Raw genomic sequence first — 26,021 nt, 5'->3', positions numbered from 1 at the left:
AGGGTATCTTATGGAAAAGGGGGTTTTAGTCGATGAACAGAAATCCTATTGTACCTTATATCTTGATCATGGCCCTCGGTATCGGCCTGATCTTCTTCATGTCCCTCTATGGGCTGGACAAGCAGGAGGAGATTGCAGCTGATCACGAAGAGACTGAACAAGGCGGAGACGGCGGCGCGGCATCAGAAGGCGACGGCGGAGAAGCAGACTCCGGCGACTTCGACCCTCAAGCATTTGCCGAAGGGAAATGTGTGTCTTGCCACGGTCAGAACTTTGAAGGCTCGATCGGACCGAACCTTCACGAGATTTCGGATGACAAGGACACGGTCAAGGACGTTCTGAAGAACGGTAAAGGCACCATGCCTGGTGGCCTCGTGCCGGAAGAGAACCTCGACGCCATGGCGGACTGGGTCGTCTCGCTTCAAGAGTCGTAAAATGAATTGAAATGAATGGAGCCCTTATCCGGCACGCCGGATAAGGGCTTTAGCATGCAGGAGAACAGGCCTGCAAAGTCGAAAGAATAATAAAGGAAGGGGCTGGACGGAATTTGAATGCCAGAAGATTATCCGAACGGCTCGCGGCGGTCGCCGGCCGGGTCAGGGAAGGTGCGGTTCTTGCCGATATCGGCAGCGATCATGCCTATCTGCCCTGCCATCTGGCGCTCCGCGGCCTCATCAGCAAGGGCATTGCGGGCGAAGTGGCAAAGGGGCCGTTTGAATCCGCAGCGGCCACCATCCGTGAAGAAGAACTGGACGGAACCGTGGAAGCCCGTCTTGCGGATGGCCTCGACGCCATCCATCCAGAAGACGGCGTGGATACCGTGTCGATTGCCGGCATGGGCGGACCGCTCATCGCTTCGATCCTTGAACGGGGCAAAGACAGGCTGGACGGTGTCGGCCGTCTCGTCCTCCAGCCGAACATCAATGCCGTGGCCATCCGTAAATGGGGCGTTGCGAACGGATGGGCCGTCACCGGTGAAGAGATCCTCAAGGAGGACGGAAAGATCTATGAGATCCTTGTCCTGGAGCCCGGGCACGCCTCTTACGACGACAAGGAGCTGCTGTTCGGCCCGTTGCTCATGAAAGAGAAAAGCGAGGTCTTCCGGGAGAAATGGCAAAGGGAAGCGCTCTCCTGGAAGCAGATCCTGAGGCAGATGGAACAGGCGTCCAATGCAGAAGAAATCGGGAAAAGGCAAGAGGGCCTTCAACAGGCCATCATGATGGCAACGGAGGTGCTGGAAGATGAGAAAAGCGAAAGTCAGTGATATCATCCGGCTGATGGAAGAGTGGGCTCCGAAGAAGTTCGCGTATGACTGGGATCCCGTCGGTCTCCAGATCGGCAGCCCGGAAACGGAACTGGACAAAGTGCTGATCACGCTGGACGTCACGGAGGAAGTGGTCAGTGAAGCGGCAGACATGGGGGCAGGCATGATCATCGCCCACCATCCGCCGATCTTCAAGCCGATGAAGGCGCTCAGAACCGACACGCCGCAGGGTGCCGTCATCGAAGCCTGCATCAGGAATGGGATTTCGGTTTATGCCTCCCATACGAATCTGGACGTGGCACCCGGCGGCGTCAACGACATGCTGGCGGAGCGGCTCGGCCTGCAGGACCTGTCCGTCCTTTCCGAGACGTATGTGGAGCCGCTGTTCAAGCTGGCCGTCTATACGCCGCATGATAGCGTGGAGACGGTCCGTGAGGCGCTGGGCAGGGCAGGCGCAGGAGCCATTGGCGACTATGTCAACTGCACGTACGAGATTGAAGGGACGGGAAGATTCACGCCGTCTGAAGGCGCCGATCCGTACATCGGCGAAATCGGCAAGTCTGAATCCGTGGAAGAAACGAAGATCGAGGTCGTGCTGACCGCATCGATCCGGAACCGGGTTGAACGGGCGATGATCGAAGCGCATCCATACGAGGAGCCGGCCTATGATTTCTTCGTGCTTGACCAGCGCCTCGAGGAATATGGGATCGGCCGCATCGGACGGCTGGAAGAAGCGATGACGCTCGATTCATTTGCCGAGTTGGTGAAAGATCGTCTCGGCGTCCCCGCGCTCCGTGTCGTGGATTCCGGAAAAGAGGAGATCCGCACGGTCGCCGTTCTTGGCGGCTCGGGCGGAAAGTACGGACAGGATGCCGTTGCCCGGGGGGCCGATGTGCTCGTCACGGGTGATGTCGACTACCATACGGCCCAGGATACCGCCCTGCTCGGTCTGTCCATCGTCGACCCGGGACACCATATCGAGCGGATCATGGTCGGCGGCGTAGCCAAAAAGCTCGAAGAGATGGCGGGGAAAGAAAAACTCGGCTGCACGTTCCACCAATCTTCCGTCATCACCGAACCGTTCCGGTTCATGTGAAACGGCTTGCGGCAAAGCAAACCGGTCAGGTCCAAAAAACACCCTGGAAGCCAATGCTTCCAGGGTGTTCATCATTTCAGGATATCGGATAAGGTTCAATCCGCACGACCGGTTTCGGTTTCTTGATGTTCGGCAGGACTTTTTCGATCTTCACTTGTGACACATTTTGGTGTGTGGAAGGGTCTTCCGGGTCATACTGCTCGAGGAACTGGATGACTTCCTTCACGACCGGTGTCGGCGTGGAAGCGCCGGCCGTGACGCCGACCGTCTCGACGCCTTCGAGCCAGTCCAGGCTGAGTTCGGACAGATCCGAAATGCGGTAGGAAGGGGTGCCCGCGATTTCCACGGAGACTTGGGTCAGGCGGTTGGAGTTGTTGCTCTTCGGATCTCCGACGACAATCAGGAGGTCGGTCTCGCCTGCCTGCGTCGCCACCGCTTCCTGGCGGACCTGCGTCGCCATGCAGATCTCCTTATGCACTTCCAGCTGCGGGAAACGCTCCTTCAGCCGTTCCATGATATGGGCAACATCCCACTGGCTCATCGTCGTCTGGTTCGTGACGATCAGGCGATCGGCCGAGACCTCAAGAGCGTCGGCTTCCTCCAGCGTCTGGATAAGGTGGACCTTGCCGGGCGCGACGCCGAGAGCGCCCTCCGGCTCAGGGTGGTCCTTCTTCCCGATATAGATCACTTCGTAGCCGTCATCCGTTTTCTCCTTGATCAGATCGTGTGTGGAAGATACGTCCGGGCACGTGGCATCGATGGAGACCAGGCCCTTCTGCCGGGCGAGCTCGCGGACTTCCGGTGTCACGCCGTGGGCAGTGAAGATGACGGTCCCCTTGTCGACCTTTTCAAGGATTTCCTTGCGGTTCGGTCCATCGAGCGTGATGATCCCGTCTTGTTCAAACGCGTCGGTGACGTGCTTATTATGGACGATCATGCCCAATATATAAATTGGCCGGGGGAGCGATTTGTCCATCGCGGCGTTGCGGGCAATCACCATTGCATCCACAACTCCGTAACAGTATCCCCGCGGTGTGATTTTAACGACTTTCATGGAATCCACTCCTTAAAGGAATCGCTGACTCCATTATAGCCGAGCCGGGCGCCGGATTCAAAGATTCACAAAGGNGGAACTGGATGACTTCCTTCACGACCGGTGTCGGCGTGGAAGCGCCGGCCGTGACGCCGACCGTCTCGACGCCTTCGAGCCAGTCCAGGCTGAGTTCGGACAGATCCGAAATGCGGTAGGAAGGGGTGCCCGCGATTTCCACGGAGACTTGGGTCAGGCGGTTGGAGTTGTTGCTCTTCGGATCTCCGACGACAATCAGGAGGTCGGTCTCGCCTGCCTGCGTCGCCACCGCTTCCTGGCGGACCTGCGTCGCCATGCAGATCTCCTTATGCACTTCCAGCTGCGGGAAACGCTCCTTCAGCCGTTCCATGATATGGGCAACATCCCACTGGCTCATCGTCGTCTGGTTCGTGACGATCAGGCGATCGGCCGAGACCTCAAGAGCGTCGGCTTCCTCCAGCGTCTGGATAAGGTGGACCTTGCCGGGCGCGACGCCGAGAGCGCCCTCCGGCTCAGGGTGGTCCTTCTTCCCGATATAGATCACTTCGTAGCCGTCATCCGTTTTCTCCTTGATCAGATCGTGTGTGGAAGATACGTCCGGGCACGTGGCATCGATGGAGACCAGGCCCTTCTGCCGGGCGAGCTCGCGGACTTCCGGTGTCACGCCGTGGGCAGTGAAGATGACGGTCCCCTTGTCGACCTTTTCAAGGATTTCCTTGCGGTTCGGTCCATCGAGCGTGATGATCCCGTCTTGTTCAAACGCGTCGGTGACGTGCTTATTATGGACGATCATGCCCAATATATAAATTGGCCGGGGGAGCGATTTGTCCATCGCGGCGTTGCGGGCAATCACCATTGCATCCACAACTCCGTAACAGTATCCCCGCGGTGTGATTTTAACGACTTTCATGGAATCCACTCCTTAAAGGAATCGCTGACTCCATTATAGCCGAGCCGGGCGCCGGATTCAAAGATTCACAAAGGCGGCTGAAAAATCCGGGGCACGGATTGCCCGCCCGAAGCCGGTTGCGGACGGGAGGGGGCCGGTGCTGCGGAAGAGGTCCCACCGGTTGCGGCCGGGGCCTGGCCTGCCGCCGGGCTTCCGGAGAACCCTCTGTAAATCTGCCAGAGTGCGGGGATATTCTGCATCATCGGGGATAGCTGGCTGATGATCGGGGACAGTTGCTGCGCGGTGGTCAGGAACTTATCCGCCGTCCCCATGAATGATTCCAGACGCGAGGGGCCTCCGCCCCTCCCGCCGAACGGGGTGCCGCCCGCCCCGAACCGCCCGCCGCCCGGACCTGGACCGGGTCCTGGGCCCATATAACCACCCTGACCCTGCATCATGTTGAACGGGCGTGCCTGCGGGGGGAAGGATCCCGGCATTCCGCCGGCTCTTCCGCCTGACGAAAATGGATAAAAGGATTGATATCTCACCGATTGAGGCTCCTTTCTTTTATCTTCTCCTACCACTCATCATATGCTCGGTTTTCCTCGGCGACACACGCTCATCCCGGCGGTATTCGGCAAAAACTCGGTCCCGGACATGAACTTATTGAAGAATCCTGATAAAATAGGGGGACACGAGGAGGAAAACGAATGCCTAACTTTGAAGACATGAACTTGAAACCGTTCCTGCAGGAGGCCATCCGCAGCATCGGCTTCAAGAGCCCGACACCGATCCAGGAAGCGGTGATCCCGCTGATGATGGAGGGCCGGAGCACAATCGGCCAGGCCCATACCGGGACGGGGAAGACCCACAGTTTCCTGATTCCGATTGTCGAGCGGACGGATTCGGAATCCGGCGAGATCCAGGCCGTCATCACCGCACCGACGAGGGAGCTTGCGGAACAGATCCACGCAGAGCTTCTGCGTCTTGTGGAAAACACTGATATCCGCACGGGCCTGTACATCGGCGGCACGGACAAACAGCGGTCGATCGACAAGCTGAAAACACAGCCGCATATCGCGGTCGGCACGCCGGGAAGACTGCGCGATCTTGCCGAGGCAAGCGCACTGCACGTCCATACCGCGAAAATCCTCGTCGTCGATGAAGCCGACCTGGCGTTTGACATGGGCTACGTGGAAGACATCGACAAGATCGCTTCCCGGATGCCGAAAGACCTCGAGATGTATGTGTTCTCCGCCACGATTCCGGAGAACCTGAAGCCTTTCCTGAAGAAGTATATGGAGGCCCCGCAACATGTCCGGGTCGGGGAGCGCCGGCCTGTCGCCGAAGGGATCACTTTCCCGCTCGTCCCCGTCCGCGGCATGGACAGGAAGAAAAAACTGCGTGACGTCATGAAGGCGATCAACCCGTATCTGGCCATCATTTTCACGAACACCCGGAAAGAGGCCGAGGAAGTGGCTTCCTGGCTTTCGGGACAGGGCATCCAGGCCGGCCAGATCCACGGCGACCTGACACCGCGCGAACGCCGGAAGATGATGAACCGGGTCCGTTCCCTTGATTACCAGTACATCGTGGCGACCGACCTTGCGTCCAGGGGCATCGACATCCCGGGCGTCAGCCATGTGATCAACTTCAACCTGCCTGAAAATCTCGAGTTCTTCGTCCACCGTTCCGGCCGGACTGCACGCGCCGGGCTGGAAGGGACGGTCATCACCCTGTATGAGCCGACGGACAACGACGCAATCGTCAGAATCGAGAAGATGGGTGTCCCGTTCGTCCACCGGGATGTGAAGGACGGGGAATGGAAGGAACTGAAAGAGCGACATTCGCGTGAAAACCGGCAGAAGACGGACCGCCAGCTTGACGATAAGGCGCGCAGTCTCGTGAAAAAGCCGGCGAAAGTGAAACCGGGCTACAAAAAGAAAATGGAAAAACAGATTGCCGAGATCCGGCGGAAGGAAAAGCGCCGTCAGTGGCAAGGAAAGGGGAAGTAAGATGCTGATCGGATCCCACGTATCCATGAGCGGAAAGAAGATGCTCCTCGGTGCAAGTGAAGAAGCGGCGTCTTATGGTGCCTCGACATTCATGATCTACACCGGCGCCCCGCAAAATACACGGCGCAAGGCGATCGAGGAGCTGAACATCGAAGCCGGGCGCCTCCACATGAAGGAAAACGGCATTTCCGACATTGTCGTTCATGCGCCTTACATCATCAACATCGCCAATACAATCAAGCCGGAGACGTTTGCGCTCGGCGTCGAGTTCCTCCAAAAAGAAATCGAACGGACAGCTGCCCTCGGCGCAGACCAGATCGTTCTTCATCCGGGAGCTCATGTCGGTGAAGGACCGGAAAAGGGTATTGCCAAGATCATCGAAGGACTGAATGAAGTCCTTTCGGTGGATATGCCGGTCCGGATCGCGCTGGAAACGATGGCGGGCAAAGGCTCCGAATGCGGCCGGACGTTCGAAGAGATCGCCCGCATCATCGACGGGGTGGAAAACAACGGCAGGCTGAGCATCTGTTTTGATACTTGCCACGTCCACGATGCAGGCTATGACATCGTCAATGACCTGGACGGCGTGCTGAAGCAGTTCGATCAGATCATCGGGCTCGACCGCATCTCCGTTGTCCACGTGAACGACAGCAAAAACGTGTGCGGGGCGGCGAAGGACCGGCATGAGAACATCGGATTCGGAGAAATCGGATTTGACGCGCTTGCGTCGATCGTCCACCTCCCCGAGTTCAAGGCATTGCCGAAAATCCTCGAAACCCCGTGGGTCGGCCCCGACAAAGCCAGCCGGAAAGCTCCGTATAAAGAGGAGATTGCCATGCTCCGTGAACAGGCATTCAACCGTGAACCGATCGAAACGCTGATGGTCTGAGGTCACGGGGAACCTGCCTGAGGGAAGATGGGACGGCTTCTCTGCAACATGATAAAACAAGGACAACGGGCGCCCCTGCGGGACCGCGACCGGAGTCCTTGTTTTTTGCTTTTTATCGAGAGATCGGGGACGAGTGTCATCGCAGGAGGCCCGAGTGTCATCGCACGGACCGCGAGTGTCATCGCACGGTGTCTCAGTTCAGATACGCAACGTTTCAGCTCAGAAACACAACGTTTTGCCTGAGATACACAACGCTTCTGCCCAGATACGCAACGGTTTCCAACGCCAGGAACTCGATTCCGCTTAAAGATACCTGTCGACGAGCTCCTGGGTCCGCTGCTCGCCGATGATGGACTGGACTTTCCGGATAAACAGATCCGGCACGCCGGTGAGCACCCAGGCCATCGTCACTTCGTCGAGAAGCGGCCGAAGTTTTCCCACTTCCTTGAGCGTCAGGCGGATGCCGTATTGTCCGGCAAGGGTATGGAGCTCCCTGTCCGTCATCCTCTTCATCTCGGCAATCGTCGCATACAGATTCATCCGATTCTCTCCTTCCGGTAAGTTTTCGTTTACAAACGGAAGCCGGCATACTATACTCATTTAAGTTAAATCGTAATCATTCCGAATTGAAATGAGGAAAGACCATGCCGGAGATTTTAATTGAACTGGAGAACGTTTCCTATCGCTACGGTGAAACGACCGCGCTTGAACGGGTCAGCCTCCAAGTCAGGGAAGGGGAGTTCTGGGCGGTGATCGGCCCGAACGGCTCGGGTAAGTCCACGCTGCTCAAACTGGTGCTCGGACTGATCGAGCCCCAGGCCGGCCAGGTGCGCCTATTCAGCGAGCCGGCAGCCTCTTTCCGGAGCAAAGAGAAAATCGGCTATGTTTCCCAGAAGTCGAACGCATTCAACAGCGCCTTTCCCGCCACGGTCAGGGAAGTGGTCAGAAGCGGCCTTGTGAAAAAAACGGGCCTTTTCAGGCGGTTTCCCTCTGATTGGGAAGCGAAAGTCACGAAGGCCCTTGCGGCGGTGGGGATGGAAAGCTACGCCGGCCGCAGCATCGGACAGCTTTCGGGCGGCCAACAGCAGCGGGTCTTCATCGCCCGTGCGCTCATCAGCAATCCAGAATTGCTGATCCTCGACGAACCGACCGTCGGGATCGACCGGCAACACATGGAATCGTTCTATGATATGCTCGGCCGCCTCAACCGTGAGAAAGGGATCGCAATTCTGCTCGTGACCCATGACGTCGATACGGTGTCCGAGCTCGTGACCCACGTGGCATGCGTGAACCGCTCGATCCACTTCCACGGACCGCATGAAGAGTATAACCGGCAGGAAGAGCGCTTCAGGAATGAGTGGTACGGTCATCCGGTCCGCCGTGTCCATCATGACAAGGAGGGCGGAGAAGGATGATTTCAGCCATATTCGAATATAGCTTCCTTCAGAACGCCTTTGCTTCCGGAATCATCATCGGCGTCATCGCCCCGATGCTTGGACTGTTCATCGTCGTGAGGAGGCTGTCGCTGATCGCCGACGCGCTCAGCCATGTGACGCTGGCCGGCATTGCGGGGAGCCTGTATTTGAGCCAGTCGGTCGGCGCGCTCGCCGCACTTAATCCGATTTATCTCGGGATCGGCTCCTCGGTCGCCGGCTCGCTTCTCATCGGGCGGCTGCGCGAGACGTATAAAAGCTATGAAGAACTGGCGATTCCGATCATCATGTCCGGCGGAATCGCAATCGGCGCCATCTTTATCTCGCTCGCCAAGGGCTTCAGCGCAGACTTGATGGGCTATCTGTTCGGTTCGGTTTCTGCGGTCAGCCGCGGGGACCTTGTGACCATTGCGGTCGTGGCCATTGTGACGGCCCTGTTCATCGGGCTCGCCTACAAGGAGCTTTTCACCATTTCGTTCGATCCGGAATATTCCAAGGCGCAAGGCCTTTCGACAAAAGGGCTGAACATCTGGTTCATGATCGCCACGGCGCTCGTCGTAGCCGGATCGATGAGGATCGTCGGGATCCTGCTCGTCTCCTCGCTCATGACGTTGCCGGTCGCCGCCGCCATGCAGATTTCAAACGGATTCCGGCAGGCGATGATCTGGTCGATCGTGTTCGGAGAGCTTTCCGTCGTGGGCGGCCTCTTTTCGGCATTCCATCTCGACATCGCACCGGGCGGGACGATCGTTGTCATCTCGGTCCTGATCTTGCTGGCGGTGATGGCAGTCAAACGGATCCGGGTATCAGGGAAAATAGCGGATAACGGAGGGGAACGTGATGACATTTGACAAAGCGATCCGGCTGATCCGGGAAAATGGCATGAAACGGACGCCGAGCCGCGAAGCGCTCCTGAGGCTGTTCGCCTCGGACGGCCGTTATCTCTCGGCGGCCGATGTCCGGCAGGCTCTTGCCTACGAGCACCCGGCGATGAGCCTGGATACGATCTACCGGAATCTGTCTTCCTTCGCGGAACTCGGCATTCTGGAAGAGACGGAACTCGGGGGTGAGCGGAAATTCCGGATGCACTGCGACCGGGACGGGCATCATCACCATTTCATCTGCATGGAATGCGGAAGGACGGAAGAGCTGGATCTCTGTCCGATGGATGAGGCGGCCGGCCTTCTTCCCGGCTTCACGATCGAAGATCATAAATTCGAAGTGTACGGCCGCTGCCCGGACTGTGCCGTTGCAAAATAATAAAGCGTGGGAACCCTTATCGGGTCCTCACGCTTTTTTTGCGGCAAATTCAGTTCTGATCCATTCATCCGCTTCCCGCCAGTCATGGATCCGGATCACGCCGTCGGGGATGGGCATCCGGTTGTACGGGGCGTCGAACAGAAGCACCGGGATGCCGAGCTCTTCATGGATGTCCACGGCATTGTCGTGCTTGTCTTCGAAAAAGACGTCCACGCCGAAGCGCCTCGCGGTTTCAATCTTCCGGTGGGAACCGGTGAGCTCGATATGGTGGAACGGGATCTGATGTTCTTCAAACCACCGGAACGTCACATCCTTCACTTCCAGCCCGCGGGCGGAGATGAAGTAAAGTTCATGGAGATCGTTCCATTTGGACAGGATTTCCCGGGCATGTTCATGCGCGGGCGAGGTCCGGTAGATTTCGGGCTCCGCCTGCTTGAACCATGCGGCGAACTCTTCGGGGTCGAGCATCGGGAATGACTCGGTCAGGCTGTAGGCCGTGATATCGTCCAGGACAAACTGCGAGTTGAACTTCCGGTTGATATGCGGCAGCAGTGCGTCCGGGGTCGTCACGGTACCGTCGATGTCGATTCCGAGACGAAGCGGACTCATTTTGCCGCTTCCTCTTGAAGCGCAAGTTCTTGGCGCTGTTTCTCGTAATACTCCTCGGCCAGGATGTCGATCTCTTTCTTGAGTTCGTCGACCATCGTCTCTTCAGGCACTTTCCGGACGGTCTTGCCGTGCATGAACAGCAGGCCTTCGCCGCGTGCGCCGGCGATGCCGATGTCCGCTTCGCGGGCTTCACCCGGTCCGTTCACCGCACAGCCGAGAACGGCGACCTTGATCGGCGCTTTGATCGTGGAGATGTATTCCTCGACTTCGTTCGCGATGGAGATCAAGTCGATCTCGATACGGCCGCAAGTCGGGCAGGAGATGAGCGTCGCTGCATTGGAAGAAAGGCCGAACACTTTCAGCAGTTCGCGGCAGACTTTGATTTCTTCAACCGGATCGGCGCTCAGCGACACGCGCATCGTGTTTCCGAGGCCCATGCTGAGAAGAGTGCCGAGGCCGGCCGCGCTCTTGATCGAGCCGGCGAATTGCGTACCGGACTCGGTGATGCCGAGGTGGAGCGGATAGTCGAATGCCATGGACGCTTTCTTGTATGCCTCGATCGCCAGCTGGACGTCCGATGCCTTCAGCGACACGATGATGTCATGGAAGTCGAGGTCCTCCAGGATCTTGATGTGATGGAGGGCACTTTCGACCATGCCGTCCGCAGTCGGATAGCCGTATTTCTCAAGGATATGGCGTTCAAGGGATCCGGCGTTCACGCCGATCCGGATCGGGATGCCTTTTTCTTTGGCAGCTTTGACAACCGCTTCGACTTTTTCCCTTTTGCCAATGTTCCCCGGGTTGATCCGGATTTTGTCGGCACCCTGTTCGATGGCGATCAGAGCCAGGCGGTAGTCAAAGTGGATGTCGACGACGAGCGGGATGTTGATCTGTGCCTTGATCGCACCGATCGACCGTGCTGCGCGCTCATCGGGGCAGGCGACCCGGACGATCTGGCAGCCGGCCTCTTCCAGACGTTTGATCTGGGCGACAGTCGCTTCAACGTCGTGTGTCTTGGTGGTCGTCATGCTCTGTATGAAAAGTTCGTTGCTTCCGCCGATCGTCAGGTTCCCGACTTTGACTGGGCGGGTGTTCGAACGGTGTGTCATTTCAGCCATTTGGTTGGTCTCTCCTTTTCGGGCCGGTGCCTCACTCCGACAACCGGCTTTTCGGGCCTGGCTCCGGGAGGGACAGGAGGATCGCATCCGCCTGTTCCTCCCGAAACGGGCCGTTCACTATTGCTTATTCTATCAATGCGCGCGCCGTTATGACAAGCGAGCTGTATCAGGAGGCCGGTGCATCCGCATCTGGACGGCTGCAGTCCTGCTTCACGGACGTGAGCGGCAGGAGGATGACCTCGCCTTCCGCCGGGTCCCGTTTTTTCAGATGGGGGTTCAGCGCATAAAACTCGGACAGCCGCTCGAGCAGGCCCATTTCATCCGGATAAAGGGCGAAAAGGGACCGGACCGTATCGCCGGCGACGACGGTGACCGCTATCGAGCCGGATATCTCCTGCTCGTGGCAGGCCGTTTCGTTGTCATAGAAGGCGGCCATCGGGATGGTGCCTTCCCTAAGATCGGTCCGGATAAACCAGGATATGGCCAGGATCAGAACGGCTGCAATGATGATGCGCATGAAAAACCCCCCTTTCCACTATTCTATGAAGCGGACGGGGAGTTATGAACGGCTCTCTTTTTCGGCGCGGCTTTGGGATAATAGCCGACGGCAAGCCAGATATAGACGAGTGCTGAGGCCGCGGACAACCAGGAAGAGAACGGAATTCCGGATGGGAGGAGATCGTCGAGCAGAAGGATGAGTGTCGGGACGGTCAGCGAAATGGCGGAAGTGCGCCAGAGATGCCGGTACTCGCCCCTCTTTTTGCGGATTTTGACGAAACCGAGACCTGCGAGCGCAAAGATGCTTGCTTTGACGTAAAAGTAGAGCGTCGCGATGAAAAACTGCATGACGAAAGCCGCCGGGTAAAGCAGGGGACCGATGTCCTCCAGTTCTTCCACGGGAATATCCGTGGAGCCGATGACCGTATCGGCCGAGAGCGCAAACTTGACGAATGAAAGGATGGCGGTGATCAGGACGAAGACGAATATGTACCTGACGACCTTTCCGAGCGGCAGCAGCCGGAATGCGGCAAGTTTTTTCGGCTCATGGAGCGCTGCTTTAAACAGTTGATGGAATTTCAAATGATCGCCTCCAGCTACCGTTTAGTTTAGCATGCCGAGGGGAAAAGACATGGATGATATTCAACATTTTCATGAACCGGATCAACCCCAATGTTAACGTATTGTAAATTTTACGCACGGAAGCTTTACATTCGCTTAACGAAATCCGCATAATGGGAAAGCATGATTATTTGTCGAATGGGGTTGAATTAACACGTGGAACTAAACTGGCAGGAAATGATTTTTCAATTTCTCGGAGGGCTCGGGATTTTCCTGTTTTCCATCAAATACATGGGGGACGGACTCCAGAAAGCGGCCGGTGACCGGCTCAGGGAGATTCTCGACCGCTTTACGACCAACCCGTTCATGGGTGTGCTGGTCGGGGTCATCGTCACCGTCCTGATCCAGTCAAGTTCCGGCACGACCGTCATCGTGGTCGGTCTGGTGAGCGCGGGCTTCATGAAACTCCGCCAGGCGATCGGGGTCATCATGGGCGCCAATATCGGGACAACCGTCACTGCATTCATCATCGGATTCGACGTCGGCGCCTACGCGCTCCCGATCATGGGGCTCGGTGCCTTCCTTCTGTTCTTCTTCAAACGGGACAAGGTGAAGAATCTGGGTGAAGTCGTATTCGGATTCGGCGGCCTGTTCCTCGGACTCGAGCTGATGAGCGGCGGCATGAAGCCGCTCCGAGAGCTTCCGGCCTTTCTCGACATGACCGTCGCCATGAGCGAACACTCGCTGCTCGGCGTCATCATCGGGACCGTGTTCACGCTCGTCGTCCAGAGTTCGAGCGCCACCGTCGGGATTCTCCAGGGGCTTTATGCGGAACATCTGATCGACCTGAAAGGTGCGCTCCCGGTGCTGTTCGGGGATAACATCGGTACGACGATCACGGCGATCCTCGCATCGCTCGGGGCATCGGTCGCTGCGCGGAGAGCCGCCACTACCCACGTCCTGTTCAACGTTCTCGGAACGATCATCTTCCTGATCCTTCTCGCCCCGTTCACGTCTTATGTCATCTGGCTGAGCGGGATTCTCGGGCTTGAACCGAAGATGCAGATCGCATTTGCCCACGGGACGTTCAACGTGCTGAATACGGTCATCCAGTTTCCGCTGATCGGGATGTGGGCCTATGTGGTGACCAAGATCATTCCGGGTGAGGACGTGACGATCGAATTCCGGCCGAAGCATCTGGATCCTTCATTCATCCACCAGTCCCCGTCGATCGCGATCGGGCAGGCGAAGGAAGAGATTTTGCGGATGGGCGATTATGCAGTCCGCGGATTGGGTGAAACGTATCAATATTTGACAACAAGCGACAAAAAGCATTCTGAGACGGCGTATCAGCTGGAAGATGCCATCAACAGTCTCGACCGCAGCATCACTGATTACCTCGTCCAGATTTCAGCCGAATCGATCAGCACGATCGAGTCCGAGCGCCATGTGATCCTGATGGAGACCGTCCGGGACATCGAGCGGATCGGAGACCATTTCGAGAACATCATCGAACTGATCGATTACCGGGAAGCCCACCGGGTCCTGATGACGGACGGGGCGATGGCCGACCTGGATGAGATGTTCACACTGACGATCGGCACGGTCCAGCGCGCCCTCGACTCCCTCAATCATCATGATGCCGAGATGGCGAGGGAAGTGGCCGAGAAAGAGGACCTGATCGACAAAATGGAACGCAAATTCCGAAAGAAACATATCCAGCGGCTGACCGACGGGCAGTGCTCGCCGCAGGCCGGCATCGTGTTCGTCGACATCGTCAGCAACCTGGAACGGATCGGCGACCATGCAGTCAACATCGCGGAAGCCATTCTCGGACGGAATGTTTAACCGCAAACTGTGAAGCAGACTGAAAACGGATGAAAGGAGGGGAAAGCCGTGTCGGTCATAGCCTGGACGCTGATCTTGCTCAGCTTCGTCATCTCGTTCATCGGGCTCGTCTATCCGGTGATCCCCTCCTCGCTGTTCGTATTCCTCGGCTTTATCCTGTACGGGCTGTTCTTTTCATTCGGCGACCTGCCCTGGTGGTTCTGGGTGGCGCAAGTATTGTTCACACTGCTGTTGTTCGGGGCGGATTTCCTGGCCAATGCGGTCGGAGTGAAACGGTTCGGAGGTTCCAAGGCGGGAATGTGGGGAAGCACCGCCGGGCTGATCGTCGGGCCGTTCGTCATTCCGATATTCGGCATACTCGCCGGCCCGTTCATCGGAGCCGTGGCGGCGGAGCTGATCTTCAACCGGATGCCGCCCGGCCGCGCCTTGAAGAGCGGCGTCGGCTCGCTGGTCGGATTCCTGACGTCCGTCGCCGCCAAGGGCGCGATCCAGATTGTCATGATCATCCTTTTCGTGATCGTCATTCCATAGAGCACCGTCCACTTGGGCGGTGCGTTTCATTTGAAGGAGTCGGTTGATTTTGATAATGTGGAATTGTACTGATCATTCATAAACCGGGAGGAATGTTGACATGGCTTTCAAATTGCCTGAGCTTCCATACGCATACGATGCGCTGGAGCCGCATATCGACAAAGAAACGATGGAGATCCACCATACGAAACACCACAACACGTACGTGACGAACCTCAACGCTGCGGTTGAGGGAACGGATCTTGCAGACAAATCGATCGAAGAAGTCCTACGCAACTTCGATTCCGTACCGGAAGACAAAAAAACAGCGGTCCGCAACAACGGCGGCGGACATGCGAACCACTCCCTGTTCTGGGTTCTTCTTTCCCCGAACGGCGGCGGTGAGCCGACGGGTGCGCTTGCAGAAGCCATCAACAAAAAGTTCGGCAGCTTCGAGAAGTTCAAGGAAGAGTTCGAGACAGCCGCAAAAGGCCGTTTCGGTTCCGGATGGGCATGGCTCGTCATCAACAACGGCGAACTCGAAATCACTTCCACCGCCAACCAGGATTCCCCGCTGATGGAAGGCAAGACGCCGATCCTCGGACTGGATGTATGGGAGCACGCGTACTATCTCAAGTACCAGAACCGCCGTCCGGAATACGCTGCGGCGTTCTGGAACGTCGTCAACTGGGACGAAGTGGCCAAGCGCTACGAAGAAGCAACAAAATAATCCGCATAAGCGGAAACCAGGCACACACCGGGCCCGTCCCAATGGTGTGTGCTTTTTTTGTCGCATTGCGTTACAATCAACATTGTGAATCTACCAGGAAAGGGGGAGGCGGGTGAATAAAAAACGCCGCTCAAAGCAGGATTCCCCGAAACAGAAACTCAGGAAAAACACGCAATTCCGGATGAACGTTCTGTTCTTCTCCATATTCCTGCTGTTTTCGACGCTGATCCTCCGGCTCGGCTATCTCCAGATCGTCAAAGGGGAGGACTACAAGCGGGAGATCGAGCGGACCGAGGAAATCTCGGTCAATACGAGCGTTCCCCGTGGCCGGATCTATGACCGGAACGGACAGATCCTCGTCGGCAACGAGCCGAAAAACGCCATCACCTATACGAAACAGCAGCGCACGAACACGGAGGATATGCTGAAGGTCGCCCGGAAACTTGCCGAGCTGATTGAAAAGGACACTTCAGCGATCACTGTCCGGGACAAGAAGGACTTCTGGATCCTGAACCATAAGGAAGAGGCCTATGATAAAGTGTCCGACAAAGAAAAGAAAAAGATCAGCGGCAGCGAGACGAAATCGAAGACGCAGCGCCAGCGCGAGCTCGATGATCTCGTCCGTGAAAGGATCACGGACGAGGAACTAAACTCCTTCACGGAACAGGAACTGGAAGTGCTCGCCATTTACCGTGAAATGGCGTCCGGCTACAACTATTCTCCGCAGATCATCAAGAGCGGGGACGTGAGCGAGGATGAATATGCGCTCGTCTCCGAACGGCTCGGCGACCTTCCGGGCGTCAACACGACGACGGACTGGGAACGGGTGAGAAACTCCCCGCTCGCCATACTCGGGACGACGAGCACGCCGAAGCAGGGGGTCCCCGAGGACAAGCTGGACTATTACCTGTCGCGCGGATACTCCCGCAATGACCGGGTCGGGAAAAGCTATATCGAACAGCAGTATGAATCGGTCCTCCAGGGACAGAAAACCGTTGCGAAGAACGTGACAGACCGTTCCGGCACCGTCATTGACACCGTCCCCGTCCAGGAAGGCAGGCCCGGCAAGGACCTGGTCCTCACGATCGACAGTGAACTCCAGGCGGAGGCCGAGCGCGTCGTTTCGCAGAAGCTGCTTGCACTCAAGCGCAATTACGGCTCCCAGATGCTGGACAGAGCATTCTTCGTCATGCTTGACCCGAATAACGGGGAAGTGCTCGCCATGGTCGGCAAGCAGCTCGTGAGAAACGATTCGGGACAGTACGAAGTGGCGGATATTTCATTCGGCACATACGGCATGGCGTACCCGGTCGGCTCCTCCATCAAGATGGCGACCGTCCTGACAGGCTACCAATACGGCGCCGCTTCGATGGGCGAAGTGAAGATTGACGAGCCGCTCTGGATCGGCAGGCAGAGAAAAGCGTCCCTCTTCAACCCGCGGGACTATAACCGGATCCCGATCAATGACATCACGGCACTGACTCGGTCCTCGAACGTCTATATGTTCAAGATTGCCATTGCCCTTGGCGGCGGCAACTACCAGCGGGGACAGGCCATTTCGCTAAAAGATGACACGCTCGATAAATTCCGGTCATCGTTCGCTTCCTTCGGTCTCGGCAGCCGGACCGGCATCGATCTGCCGGGAGAGTTCACCGGCCAGAAAGGGACCGAGAAGAAGCCGGGCCTCGTTTTGGACTTTGCCATCGGCCAGTACGACACGTTCACGACGATGCAGCTCGCCCAGTACGTATCGACGATTGCAAACGACGGGTACCGGGTCGCTCCGCATGTAGTCAAGGAGATCCGGGAGCCTTCGGTGGACGGCCGCACGCTCGGCCAGCTTTCCGAAGAAGTCGAGCCGACTTACCTGAACCGTATCGCGAACAGCGACAACGAGATCGAGCGCATCCGCCAGGCGATGTACACGGTGTACTATAATCAGCGGGGAACGGCCTACAAAGATTTCCATAACACGAAATACAAGGCCGCCGGCAAGACGGGCACTGCCCAGACCGCCTACTATGATGACCCTGAAAGTGATTTTTACACGAAGGAAACGGTCAGCGTCTCGCACGTCGGATTTGCGCCGTTCGATGAACCGGAAATCGCGTATGCCGTCCTCGTGCCGCACGTGACGACGATTCCTTCCAAAGTGCCGCACCCGAACAACGAGATCGCCCGCGAGATGGCGGATTTCTACTTCGATCTCAAGGCGAAGCGCGCAGCGGAAGGGGTTTCCGGGCCGGAGATCAACTACACCCTGACCGAGCCGGAAGGAGAAAACGCCATCCGGGAAGGCGAGTGACGGACCAGATGACTCGGCTTGAATTTCGCGTATTCTTTTGTGGACATCCACCCGGCTTATGCTATAATGGAACAGTCGTATAAATCTTGCTCAACCAAAACATGCTCATGAATCATGCTCAACTCTTCGATCCTGTATGAGTGGGAGGGAAATCGAATGCGCGTTAATGTGACACTTGCTTGCACAGAATGCGGCGAGCGCAACTATATTACAACGAAAAACAAGCGGACCAATCCGGAACGCATTGAAATGAAAAAGTTCTGCTCGCGTGACAACAAACAAACACTGCACCGTGAAACAAAATAAACGGATATGGCCAAAACCTTCATCGGTTTTGGTTTTTTCGTTAAACGAGGTGTATGGAATGGAAAAGAAAGAAATCCGCAGAGCCGTTCTGGGCAGGCTGAAGGAACTCCCCGGCGACGAACACCGGGAACGCGGACTCCTTGCTGCAGGCCGGCTGATCACTGACCGGCGGTTCGCCGATGCCGGAGTGATCGGGATCACCGTTTCGAGATATCCGGAACTGAACACGGAACCGATCATCCGGGCAGCCTGGTCTGCCGGTAAGCGGGTGGCGGTCCCCCGGTGCTCTCCGGGAGACCGGAGCATGCAGTTCCGTGAGCTGTCCTCATTCGACGATCTGGAAACCGTATATATGGACCTCCGCGAGCCTGTGGAGAGCCGGACCCGCCCTGTCGGGAAAGAGGAGCTGGATCTCATTGTGGTCCCGGGCGTCGTCTTTTCTGAAGAGGGATTCCGGATCGGGTTCGGCGGCGGATATTACGACCGGTTTCTCGCCGGTTTCGGGGGAGAGACGGTTTCCATCGCCCTTGAAGAGCAAATGTCCGGAGGCCTGCCCGTGGAACCGCATGACATCCCGGTCGATGCCGTCATGACGGACCGGCGTGTGATCCTCTGCGGAGGGGGAGCGCCGGATGGACACCGTCTATGATGTCATGCAGCTGCTCAAGCGCTTTGGAACATTCGTCTATACCGGGGACCGGAAGGCGGATCTTATTCTCATGGAGATGGAAGTGCGCGATCTCCATGAGAATAAGATGATCGATGACGCAGATTTCACGCGGGCTCTGCTGATTTTGCGCAAGGGAAAGTAGCACCCGCAATTCTTAAGAATTATTGAACATTCCCCAAAGGTGAAACCAAACCGGGTTTACTTCCGTCTTAATGAGGGTACTCGGATAATTGCAGACTTCTGGTATTTTGCAGTTGCTCCCCAAATTCATATCCACGCCTGGCTCTCCGGGTAATCATCGAGAAAGGGGTTAGACCAGCAGTGAACCAATCAAAAAAATCCAAGTTTCTGCCTCTGCTGCTCATCGCGGTTGTTGCGACTTGGCTGAAGACCTATCTTACCTACAAGACAAGCTTCAACTTGAAAATCGATAACGTGATGCAGGAACTGATCCTTTTCATCAATCCGCTCAGTTTTCTGCTATTCATCTACGGCCTCGCACTTTTCATGAAGACATGGAAAGGCGCTGTGCGATATTTGCTCATCACGAGCTCCGTTTTGACGGTCATCCTTTATGCGAACGTCGTCTTCTACAGATTCTACAGTGACTTCATCACGCTGCCGGTCCTGTTCCAGACGAATAACTTCGGCGACCTCGGCTCTTCGGTGACATCCAGCCTCCGGATCCATGACCCGCTTTACTTCGCCGACATCCTGATCATCTGGTTTGCGGCGCGCAAGCTGAAAGATGTTGCAGAGTACAGGGCGGTCCGTCCGATGTTCCGCCGGATTTACTTTGTCGGCGCTGCCGCGATGCTCGTGCTGAACCTCGGCCTTGCCGAGACGGAGCGCCCTCAGCTGCTGACACGGAGCTTTGACCGGGAACTTCTCGTCAAAAACATCGGTCCGTACAATTACCACCTCTACGACATTTACATCCAGTCCAAGTCCCATGCACAACGTGCGCTTGCGGACGGATCGGAACTCGTCGAAGTTGAGAACTACACGGCCGCAAACCACGCCGCTCCGGATCCTGACATGTTCGGGGAAGCGGAAGGCCGGAACCTGATCGTCGTCTCGATGGAGTCCCTTCAGAACTTTGTCATCAACAATGACATGAACGGCCATGAAGTGACCCCGTTCCTGAACAGCCTGACGCAGGACAAGGATACGTTCTACTTCCCGAATTTCTATCACCAGACCGGTCTCGGCAAGACGTCCGACTCGGAATTCCTGTTTGAGAACTCGATCTACGGCCTCGGCGGGGGTGCGGTATTCTTCACGCACGGCGGGAACACATACAACTCCCTTGCCGAAAGGCTCGGAGAAAATGGCTATTCGACGAACGTCATGCATGCGAACAGCAAGAGCTTCTGGAACCGTGACATGATGTACAAAGCCCTCGACATCGACAACTTCTATGATATCGACAGCTATGAAGTCGGTGAAGGCCAGGCGGTCAACTGGGGGATGAAGGACATTCCGTTCTTCGAGCAGTCGGCCGAGCACATGGCGGAAATGCCGCAGCCGTTCTACACGCGGCTCACGACACTGACGAACCATTATCCGTTCACGCTTGACGAGGAAGACATGTACATCCCTGAATACGATTCGAATTCCAAGACGCTGAACCGCTATTTCCAGACCGTCCGCTACATGGACGAGTCGCTTAAATTATTCTTTGAAGACCTGAAGGAAAAAGGCCTGTACGACAACTCGATCATCGTCATGTATGGTGACCACTACGGCATCTCGGAAAACCATAACAAGGCCATGAGCACGTATCTCGGCGAAGAAGTGACGCCTCTCGTCTCGGCCGAGCTGCAGAAAGTGCCGCTCTTCATCCACATTCCGGGATCCGGCAAAGGGGAGAACGTTGATACGCTGGCCGGCCAGATCGATTTGCGCCCGACGGTCCTTCACCTGCTCGGCATCGAAACGAAGAACGATATTCAGTTCGGGACCGACATCTTCTCTCCTGAGCACGATGAGTTTGTTCCATTCCGCGACGGACGGTTTGTGTCGCCCGATCACATTTTTGCATCGGAAACATGCTACAACCTTGAAACACGGTCGGAAGACGATCCGGCCGCTTGTGAACGCGGCATCGAAAAGACCCAGGAAGAGCTGAACTACTCGGACAAAGTCGTCAATGGTGACCTTCTCAGATTTTATGAGGAAAAGCCGGAGACCGGCGAAGTGAAGATGCAGGAAGCGAAATAACAAAAAGGTCCCTTGCGTGTAACTCCGCAGGGACCTTTTTTGTGGTGCGCCCGGTGGCTGCTTCCTGGAATCGCCGTCGGCAACCAAAAAAGGGCCGGCACAGTCAAGCTGTGCCGGCCCTTTTTCATCAGTGCAGTTTTGGCGGGTAGCCTTGGAAGGCGATCGTCAGAACGACGAAGGCTCCGAAGACGACGAATGTTGCAAGGTTGAAGATGATGCTCAGAATGTTTCTTTGTTTGAAGCCCTGAACGGTGCCAACGGCCGCCAGAATGGCGATTAGGCCGAAAAAGACCATCAATAGGTTCATCGGTGACACTCCTTCCGACTTGGTTCATTATAATAAAAATACCGCATATAAACTCCTCCTCTATTGTAATGTCTGGCCGTCCGTTTGTCGAGGAATATTCGTGACGAAAGTATGAACTTGGCTCATCGCCGTACATGGTACAATAGCGGCGGAGGTGTCACGATGATCAAATTCCATACAATGCCGCTCGGCGCCCTTCAGGCCAACTGCTATATTGCAGAAGCCGAAGGGGGACAGTGCCTCATCTTCGATCCGGGGGGCGAGCCGGATCGGCTGATTGCCCAGCTTCAGAGCATGGACCTTCAACCCGTCGCCGTCTATCTGACCCACGCCCACTTCGACCATATCGGAGGCGTGGACGGCGTCCGGCGGGCATACGGGGTGCCGGTGCATCTTCATCAGGAGGAAGAGGACTGGCTGGGCGATCCGATGCTGAACGGTTCGGGACGCTGGCCGGATCTCGGCACGATCGGGATCGCCGGCCCCGAGAAAATCATTTCCGGCGAAGAAGAGCGCACGGAGGGGCCGTTCCGATTCAGAATCCTGCATGTGCCGGGCCATTCCCCGGGGAGCGTGGCATTCCACTTCCCGGATGAAGGAGTGGCCGTCGGCGGCGACGCGTTGTTTAAGGGGAGCATCGGCCGGACCGATCTTCCGGGCGGGGACCATGAAACACTTCTTCGGTCCATTCATGACAAACTGCTCACGCTGCCGGGAGATACGGTCATCCTGCCGGGTCACGGAGGACCGGCCGTGATCGAGGATGAAGCGATGTCGAATCCGTTCCTGAACGGGTTCGGCTGAACCTGCAGAAAAGCGCCGCCCGTCGGCCGCGTGATGAACTAAAAAGGCTCCAGCCGCGGGAAGTTCCTGCAGCTGGAGCCTTTTTTATGTACCGCAGTGATCAGTGGCCTGCTCCCGGTACATGGATGAAGTTCGTATAATAGCTGAATCCGACCATAAAGACCATCAGATACGCTCCGAGGATGTACATATACATACGTTCTGTCAGGTTCATGTAACCAAGGAGAATGAAGAATCCGGTACTGGCCAGCATGAGGAGCGAAGGCGTCATCATGCCGCCGACATAGAACATGACTGCAAAAATACCCGTCCAGAAGCCCATGAGCTTGTACATATTATCCACGCGCGTTCCCTCCTTTATCAGCGGTGCAATAATCTCCTATTCATTATAAGGGTTTTCCCCGTCCGGTGCAAACTCATTCAAGATCTTCTTTGTGACAAATGGATGGCTTCCTTTGCTTAACTGCTGAAAATCGGATTTTGGGGCAATCTGAGATGTCATTTTTCAAATTTGACATCGGATTTTGGCTCATTTTGCAAAGTTGCGTAGTTGACTACCCGGACACACGCGGAGGGCCTATACTCGGGATGACGGGGAAGAGCGGTCCTTCCTTGTCTGACCACCGATCCAGGGGGAGGCGCGGCGATGGACAATCTCATCGAGAAGAAGGCGAGGGAACTGCTCGGCAAAGCCCTGCGGGGAGGGGCGACGGACCTGCATCTGAATCCGTCGGAAACGGGTTACGAAGTGCAGCACCGGAAGGACCGCCGGATCATCACGGCTTCGGAAATACCCGGCGTACTCGGCGAGCGGATCATCTCGTTCTACAAGTACTTGTCGTCACTTGATATCGGGGAAAGGAGGAAACCGCAGAGCGGCGCATTTGAAATGAGCTTCGGCGAAGAAGAATACTCGTTCCGCATCTCGACCCTGCCGTCCGTCAACATGCGGGAAAGCGCGGCGATCCGGTTCCAGCTGCAGGCGGCCGCGCTTCCGGTCCGGCAGCTGACGGGGGATGCGGAAAGCGCCCGGCTGCTGCAGGAGGCATCCGCCCTCAGGCAGGGGATGATCTTCTTCACGGGTCCGACGGGCTGCGGCAAGACGACCACGATGTACGCGCTGACCCGGCACTGCGCATCGTCGCTCAGCCGGCATGTGATCTCGCTCGAAGACCCGGTCGAGAGCACGCAGCCGCAGCTGTTGCAGGTGCAGGTGAACGAACGGGCCGGGATCAGCTACTCCACCGGCCTGAAGGCAATCCTCCGGCACTCGCCGGATGTCATCATGATCGGGGAGATCCGGGACCCGGAAACTGCAAAAGTCGCCGTCCAGGCAGCGCTCACCGGCCACCTGGTCATGGCGACGGTGCATTCGAAAGATACGGTCGGCAGCCTGTTCCGCATGTTGGAGTTCGGGATCCAGCTGGAGGAGCTCCGGCAGACCGTGGAGATGATCTGTGCGCAGCGTCTCATCGAGCAGGACGGGAAGCGGCAGGCAGTCTATGAAATCCTGCAGGGTCCGTTGCTGGCGGATGCCTTTGAAGCGCTGAGGGAAAACCGTCCGTTCTCCGTTCCGAAACATCTGTCCCTGGACTGGAAGGAGAGGGACGTTGCGACAAAAATCCGCGTTTATCAGAAGAAAAAACCGGCTCCGCCAGCCGGAACGGTTCCTTGAGCGCACCGCGGGGCTCATGCAGGAAGGCTATACTTTCCATGACTCCGTGAGGATGCTGCTGCCCCATCACCTGAAAGAGCCGGGGGAAGCCCTGCAGCTGCTTGAACAGAACCTGAGGGCTGGGCTCGGCCCGGTGGAAATCCTTGAAGGCACCGGATTCGGAAGGCATGCGCTCATGCCGGTCGGAATCGCGGTCACCCACGGGAATCTGCCGGCGGCACTGGCCACGATGGCCGAACGGATCCGCAGGCGGGGGAAAACCGTCGACAAACTAAGGAAGGCGACTCTTTATCCGGCCGTCCTGTTCGGGTTCATCGCCGTTCTGTTCATGCTGTTCCGGCTGCTGTTCATGCCGAACATGGAACGCCTTCTCGGCAGCCGCGGCGGAGGCGGCAAGGCGATGGACATTTCCGGTCTTCTGCTGAAGCTGCCTGATTTCGTGTTCGGTGCCGGACTGCTTGCCGTCCTGGCGGGCATTCCGGTCTTCATCGCCTGGAAAAGGCGGCCGCCGGGCGACCGTCACCGGATGATCATGGCCGTCCCGGTCGTCTCGAGATGGCAGCGGATGGCGCATACGGCGGTGTTTGCGAGGGAGATGGGGACCCTGCTGCTCGGCGGACTTTCCCTGCAGCAGTCGATCCGGATCCTGGCCGAGCACTCGCCGGGGTCGATGCTTGAATTCCTGACGTCCAGGCTCGGGGAGGAGGTGTTCCGCGGCGGGAAGCTGCATGAAGCCGCTGCCCATGCCGGCGGCTTTACAGAGGACTTCCCCTCCTTCATCCAGCACGGCGAAGACGGAGGGCACCTCCCGAGGGAGCTGCTCATCTACGGCGAACTGCTGGATGAACAGATCACCGAAGAATCGGAGCGGCTCATCGCCGTGATCCAGCCGGCCTTGTTTTCGGTTCTTGCCGTCTGCATCCTCGGCGCCTATCTCGCCCTGATGCTTCCTGTTTACAGCATGATCGATATCCAATGAAAGGAGAACCAAATGCTGAAGCGACTGTTCAAAAACAATAGGGGGTTCACTTTGATAGAAATGATGATTGTTTTGCTCGTCATCTCCGTGCTGATCCTCATCGCCATTCCGAACGTCACGAAGAGGGCGGAGAGCATCGATGACACCGGCTGCAATGCGTTGGTGAAGATGGTGGAAGGCCAAGTCCAGGCGTACCGGCTCGAGATGCGGAAGAATCCGGCCAGCGCTGCCGAGCTTGTGGCTGCGGATTTCCTCGAAGATGACGGGGATTCGCTGACTTGTTCGGACGGCAGGCAAGTGGCGGTGAACAATGGGGAAGTCACCCTGTCGCAGCCGTAAGCGGGAGGCCGGCTTCACTTTCATGGAAGTCGTCCTCGTGCTGCTCGTCGTGTCCGCCGTCACGCTGGCATCCGTCCATGCCGCCGGCCGCGTGCCGTCGGGCGGCGGCCTGATGAGATTCGAAGAACAGCTGAAGGCGGACATCCAGACGCTCCAGTCCTATACGCTGGCAAACCGGGTCACCGGACGGCTCGTGTTCACGAGCGACGGGACCGGTTACATCGGCTCCGGGGAAAATTCGGAAATCCTGTTCAGGCGCGCGTTGCCAGAAGGAGTGACCGTCTCCAGATACGGGACCCTCCGGAACATCGAATTCAATCCCCGGGGTTCGGTCGCCGCATTCGGAACGATCCACTTTGATGCGCCGTCAGGGACGCTGAAGCTGAAAGTGCATATCGGAAAGGGGCGGGTTTCGTTTGAACGATGAGCGGGGCTATTCCTGGCCGGAAGCGATGCTCAGCCTCATTGTCGTGTCGGTCGTATGGCTGCTGCTCATTCCGGCAGCGGACCGGATGACGCTGAAGATGGACGAGCGGCGATTGGCCGCCCAGGCGGCGTCGGTTGCGGCCGATGCGGCGGATGCCCACTTGGCCTACGGCGAATCTGCCGGCCATCACCTGATCG

Annotated in this window: 32 protein-coding genes; 22 read left to right on the top strand and 10 right to left on the bottom strand. The window is 57.1% G+C overall.

Annotated features, from left to right (window positions below; all coding sequences use genetic code 11):
- The first annotated feature begins 32 nt into the window (after positions 1-32).
- From cccA to BN1189_RS13520, 3 genes are all read left to right on the top strand, one after another.
- Positions 33-434, top strand: coding sequence for a cytochrome c550 (gene cccA / locus BN1189_RS13530; protein WP_040228825.1), 402 nt, complete (start codon positions 33-35; stop codon positions 432-434).
- A 113-nt stretch (positions 435-547) separates the two neighbouring features.
- Positions 548-1,264, top strand: a complete 717-nt coding sequence (locus BN1189_RS13525; protein ID WP_040228824.1) for a tRNA (adenine(22)-N(1))-methyltransferase — start codon at positions 548-550, stop codon at positions 1,262-1,264.
- Positions 1,242-2,360 carry a Nif3-like dinuclear metal center hexameric protein gene (locus BN1189_RS13520; RefSeq protein WP_040228822.1) on the top strand — a complete coding sequence of 373 codons (1,119 nt, stop codon included), beginning with the start codon at positions 1,242-1,244 and terminating at the stop codon, positions 2,358-2,360. Before BN1189_RS13525 ends, BN1189_RS13520 begins: the two co-directional genes overlap by 23 nt.
- Positions 2,361-2,436: 76 nt before the next feature.
- Here BN1189_RS13520 and BN1189_RS13515 read toward each other — a convergent pair whose 3' ends face one another.
- The 3 genes from BN1189_RS13515 to vrrA form a co-directional block, all read right to left on the bottom strand.
- Entirely contained in the window at positions 2,437-3,414 is a 978-nt protein-coding gene (locus BN1189_RS13515; RefSeq protein WP_040228821.1) for a 4-hydroxy-3-methylbut-2-enyl diphosphate reductase, read from the bottom strand.
- Positions 3,401-4,339 carry a 4-hydroxy-3-methylbut-2-enyl diphosphate reductase gene (locus BN1189_RS13510; protein WP_040228819.1) on the bottom strand — a complete coding sequence of 313 codons (939 nt, stop codon included), beginning with the start codon at positions 4,337-4,339 and terminating at the stop codon, positions 3,401-3,403. The genes BN1189_RS13515 and BN1189_RS13510 overlap by 14 nt, the downstream gene beginning before the upstream one ends.
- A 65-nt stretch (positions 4,340-4,404) precedes the next feature.
- The gene (vrrA, locus tag BN1189_RS16845; RefSeq protein ID WP_373604620.1) at positions 4,405-4,752 is read right to left on the bottom strand and encodes a VrrA/YqfQ family protein; all 348 of its coding nucleotides are present in this window, start codon (positions 4,750-4,752) and stop codon (positions 4,405-4,407) included.
- 276 nt (positions 4,753-5,028) lie between these two features.
- Here vrrA and BN1189_RS13500 point away from each other — a divergent pair, with 276 nt between their 5' ends.
- Entirely contained in the window at positions 5,029-6,333 is a 1,305-nt protein-coding gene (locus BN1189_RS13500; protein WP_040228818.1) for a DEAD/DEAH box helicase, read from the top strand.
- Between the two features lies 1 nt (position 6,334).
- Positions 6,335-7,222, top strand: coding sequence for a deoxyribonuclease IV (locus BN1189_RS13495; protein WP_040228817.1), 888 nt, complete (start codon positions 6,335-6,337; stop codon positions 7,220-7,222).
- Positions 7,223-7,525: 303 nt separating this feature from the next.
- On the opposite strand, the gene BN1189_RS13490 is transcribed toward BN1189_RS13495, so the two are convergent.
- Positions 7,526-7,762 (bottom strand): hypothetical protein, encoded by a 237-nt coding sequence (locus BN1189_RS13490; RefSeq protein WP_040228815.1) that lies wholly within the window; start codon positions 7,760-7,762, stop codon positions 7,526-7,528.
- A gap of 104 nt (positions 7,763-7,866) precedes the next feature.
- Here BN1189_RS13490 and BN1189_RS13485 point away from each other — a divergent pair, with 104 nt between their 5' ends.
- The 3 genes from BN1189_RS13485 to BN1189_RS13475 are packed head-to-tail and all read left to right on the top strand — an operon-like array spanning position 7,867 to position 9,915.
- On the top strand, positions 7,867-8,637 hold the full coding sequence (locus BN1189_RS13485) for a metal ABC transporter ATP-binding protein (RefSeq protein ID WP_040228814.1): 771 nt from the start codon (positions 7,867-7,869) through the stop codon (positions 8,635-8,637).
- The gene (locus tag BN1189_RS13480) at positions 8,634-9,506 is read left to right on the top strand and encodes a metal ABC transporter permease (protein WP_040228812.1); all 873 of its coding nucleotides are present in this window, start codon (positions 8,634-8,636) and stop codon (positions 9,504-9,506) included. The genes BN1189_RS13485 and BN1189_RS13480 overlap by 4 nt, the downstream gene beginning before the upstream one ends.
- Entirely contained in the window at positions 9,496-9,915 is a 420-nt protein-coding gene (locus tag BN1189_RS13475; protein ID WP_040228811.1) for a Fur family transcriptional regulator, read from the top strand. The genes BN1189_RS13480 and BN1189_RS13475 overlap by 11 nt, the downstream gene beginning before the upstream one ends.
- 27 nt (positions 9,916-9,942) lie before the next feature.
- Here the strand turns inward: BN1189_RS13475 and BN1189_RS13470 are convergent, their stop codons facing one another.
- The 4 genes from BN1189_RS13470 to BN1189_RS13455 form a co-directional block, all read right to left on the bottom strand.
- A complete protein-coding gene (locus BN1189_RS13470) occupies positions 9,943-10,524 on the bottom strand; it encodes a nucleotidase (RefSeq protein WP_040228809.1) in 582 nt (193 codons plus the stop codon).
- The gene (gene ispG, locus BN1189_RS13465; RefSeq protein WP_040228808.1) at positions 10,521-11,642 is read right to left on the bottom strand and encodes a flavodoxin-dependent (E)-4-hydroxy-3-methylbut-2-enyl-diphosphate synthase; all 1,122 of its coding nucleotides are present in this window, start codon (positions 11,640-11,642) and stop codon (positions 10,521-10,523) included. The genes BN1189_RS13470 and ispG overlap by 4 nt, the downstream gene beginning before the upstream one ends.
- A gap of 166 nt (positions 11,643-11,808) precedes the next feature.
- Positions 11,809-12,159 (bottom strand): hypothetical protein, encoded by a 351-nt coding sequence (locus BN1189_RS13460; RefSeq protein WP_052455869.1) that lies wholly within the window; start codon positions 12,157-12,159, stop codon positions 11,809-11,811.
- A 23-nt stretch (positions 12,160-12,182) separates the two neighbouring features.
- Positions 12,183-12,722, bottom strand: coding sequence for a DUF1189 family protein (locus BN1189_RS13455; RefSeq protein ID WP_040228806.1), 540 nt, complete (start codon positions 12,720-12,722; stop codon positions 12,183-12,185).
- A gap of 195 nt (positions 12,723-12,917) precedes the next feature.
- Here BN1189_RS13455 and BN1189_RS13450 point away from each other — a divergent pair, with 195 nt between their 5' ends.
- The 8 genes from BN1189_RS13450 (at position 12,918) to BN1189_RS13415 (ending at position 21,293) form a co-directional block, all read left to right on the top strand.
- Complete coding sequence (locus BN1189_RS13450) at positions 12,918-14,549, top strand: Na/Pi cotransporter family protein (RefSeq protein ID WP_040228804.1); 1,632 nt, start codon at positions 12,918-12,920, stop codon at positions 14,547-14,549.
- Between the two features lie 48 nt (positions 14,550-14,597).
- Positions 14,598-15,080: a DUF456 domain-containing protein gene (locus BN1189_RS13445; protein ID WP_040228802.1), complete on the top strand. Its 483-nt coding sequence runs from the start codon at positions 14,598-14,600 to the stop codon at positions 15,078-15,080.
- Positions 15,081-15,180: 100 nt separating this feature from the next.
- Positions 15,181-15,789 carry a superoxide dismutase SodA gene (sodA, locus tag BN1189_RS13440; protein WP_040228801.1) on the top strand — a complete coding sequence of 203 codons (609 nt, stop codon included), beginning with the start codon at positions 15,181-15,183 and terminating at the stop codon, positions 15,787-15,789.
- A 112-nt stretch (positions 15,790-15,901) separates the two neighbouring features.
- Positions 15,902-18,094, top strand: coding sequence for a peptidoglycan D,D-transpeptidase FtsI family protein (locus BN1189_RS13435; RefSeq protein WP_040228799.1), 2,193 nt, complete (start codon positions 15,902-15,904; stop codon positions 18,092-18,094).
- Between the two features lie 156 nt (positions 18,095-18,250).
- Positions 18,251-18,400, top strand: coding sequence for a 50S ribosomal protein L33 (gene rpmG, locus BN1189_RS13430; RefSeq protein ID WP_040228798.1), 150 nt, complete (start codon positions 18,251-18,253; stop codon positions 18,398-18,400).
- A gap of 58 nt (positions 18,401-18,458) precedes the next feature.
- Positions 18,459-19,049, top strand: a complete 591-nt coding sequence (locus BN1189_RS13425; protein ID WP_040228796.1) for a 5-formyltetrahydrofolate cyclo-ligase — start codon at positions 18,459-18,461, stop codon at positions 19,047-19,049.
- Complete coding sequence (locus tag BN1189_RS13420; RefSeq protein ID WP_040228795.1) at positions 19,033-19,212, top strand: YqgQ family protein; 180 nt, start codon at positions 19,033-19,035, stop codon at positions 19,210-19,212. Before BN1189_RS13425 ends, BN1189_RS13420 begins: the two co-directional genes overlap by 17 nt.
- A gap of 179 nt (positions 19,213-19,391) precedes the next feature.
- A complete protein-coding gene (locus tag BN1189_RS13415; RefSeq protein WP_098049700.1) occupies positions 19,392-21,293 on the top strand; it encodes an LTA synthase family protein in 1,902 nt (633 codons plus the stop codon).
- A gap of 127 nt (positions 21,294-21,420) precedes the next feature.
- On the opposite strand, the gene BN1189_RS13410 is transcribed toward BN1189_RS13415, so the two are convergent.
- On the bottom strand, positions 21,421-21,600 hold the full coding sequence (locus BN1189_RS13410; RefSeq protein WP_040228793.1) for a DUF2759 family protein: 180 nt from the start codon (positions 21,598-21,600) through the stop codon (positions 21,421-21,423).
- 162 nt (positions 21,601-21,762) lie between these two features.
- On the opposite strand from BN1189_RS13410, the gene BN1189_RS13405 reads away from it, so the two are divergent.
- Positions 21,763-22,404 carry an MBL fold metallo-hydrolase gene (locus BN1189_RS13405; protein WP_306610716.1) on the top strand — a complete coding sequence of 214 codons (642 nt, stop codon included), beginning with the start codon at positions 21,763-21,765 and terminating at the stop codon, positions 22,402-22,404.
- A gap of 100 nt (positions 22,405-22,504) precedes the next feature.
- Here BN1189_RS13405 and BN1189_RS13400 read toward each other — a convergent pair whose 3' ends face one another.
- A complete protein-coding gene (locus tag BN1189_RS13400) occupies positions 22,505-22,738 on the bottom strand; it encodes a DUF2626 family protein (protein ID WP_373604626.1) in 234 nt (77 codons plus the stop codon).
- Between the two features lie 312 nt (positions 22,739-23,050).
- Between BN1189_RS13400 and comGA the strand changes: the two genes are divergently transcribed.
- From comGA to BN1189_RS16200, 5 genes are all read left to right on the top strand, one after another.
- A complete protein-coding gene (gene comGA, locus BN1189_RS13395; protein WP_052455868.1) occupies positions 23,051-24,079 on the top strand; it encodes a competence type IV pilus ATPase ComGA in 1,029 nt (342 codons plus the stop codon).
- Positions 24,015-25,058, top strand: coding sequence for a competence type IV pilus assembly protein ComGB (comGB, locus tag BN1189_RS13390; RefSeq protein ID WP_040228790.1), 1,044 nt, complete (start codon positions 24,015-24,017; stop codon positions 25,056-25,058). Before comGA ends, comGB begins: the two co-directional genes overlap by 65 nt.
- Before the next feature lie 12 nt (positions 25,059-25,070).
- Positions 25,071-25,397, top strand: coding sequence for a competence type IV pilus major pilin ComGC (comGC, locus tag BN1189_RS13385; protein ID WP_040228789.1), 327 nt, complete (start codon positions 25,071-25,073; stop codon positions 25,395-25,397).
- Positions 25,398-25,419: 22 nt separating this feature from the next.
- Positions 25,420-25,824, top strand: a complete 405-nt coding sequence (locus BN1189_RS13380; protein ID WP_040228741.1) for a hypothetical protein — start codon at positions 25,420-25,422, stop codon at positions 25,822-25,824.
- A partial coding sequence (locus tag BN1189_RS16200; protein WP_040228788.1) for a hypothetical protein occupies positions 25,814-26,021 on the top strand: 208 nt, incomplete at its 3' end. The genes BN1189_RS13380 and BN1189_RS16200, both read left to right, overlap by 11 nt.

Origin of the sequence: Bhargavaea cecembensis (assembly GCF_000826125.2) — a bacterium.
GTDB classification, from domain to species: domain Bacteria; phylum Bacillota; class Bacilli; order Bacillales_A; family Planococcaceae; genus Bhargavaea; species Bhargavaea cecembensis_B.
This window is presented reverse-complemented; position numbering and strand designations above follow the sequence as displayed.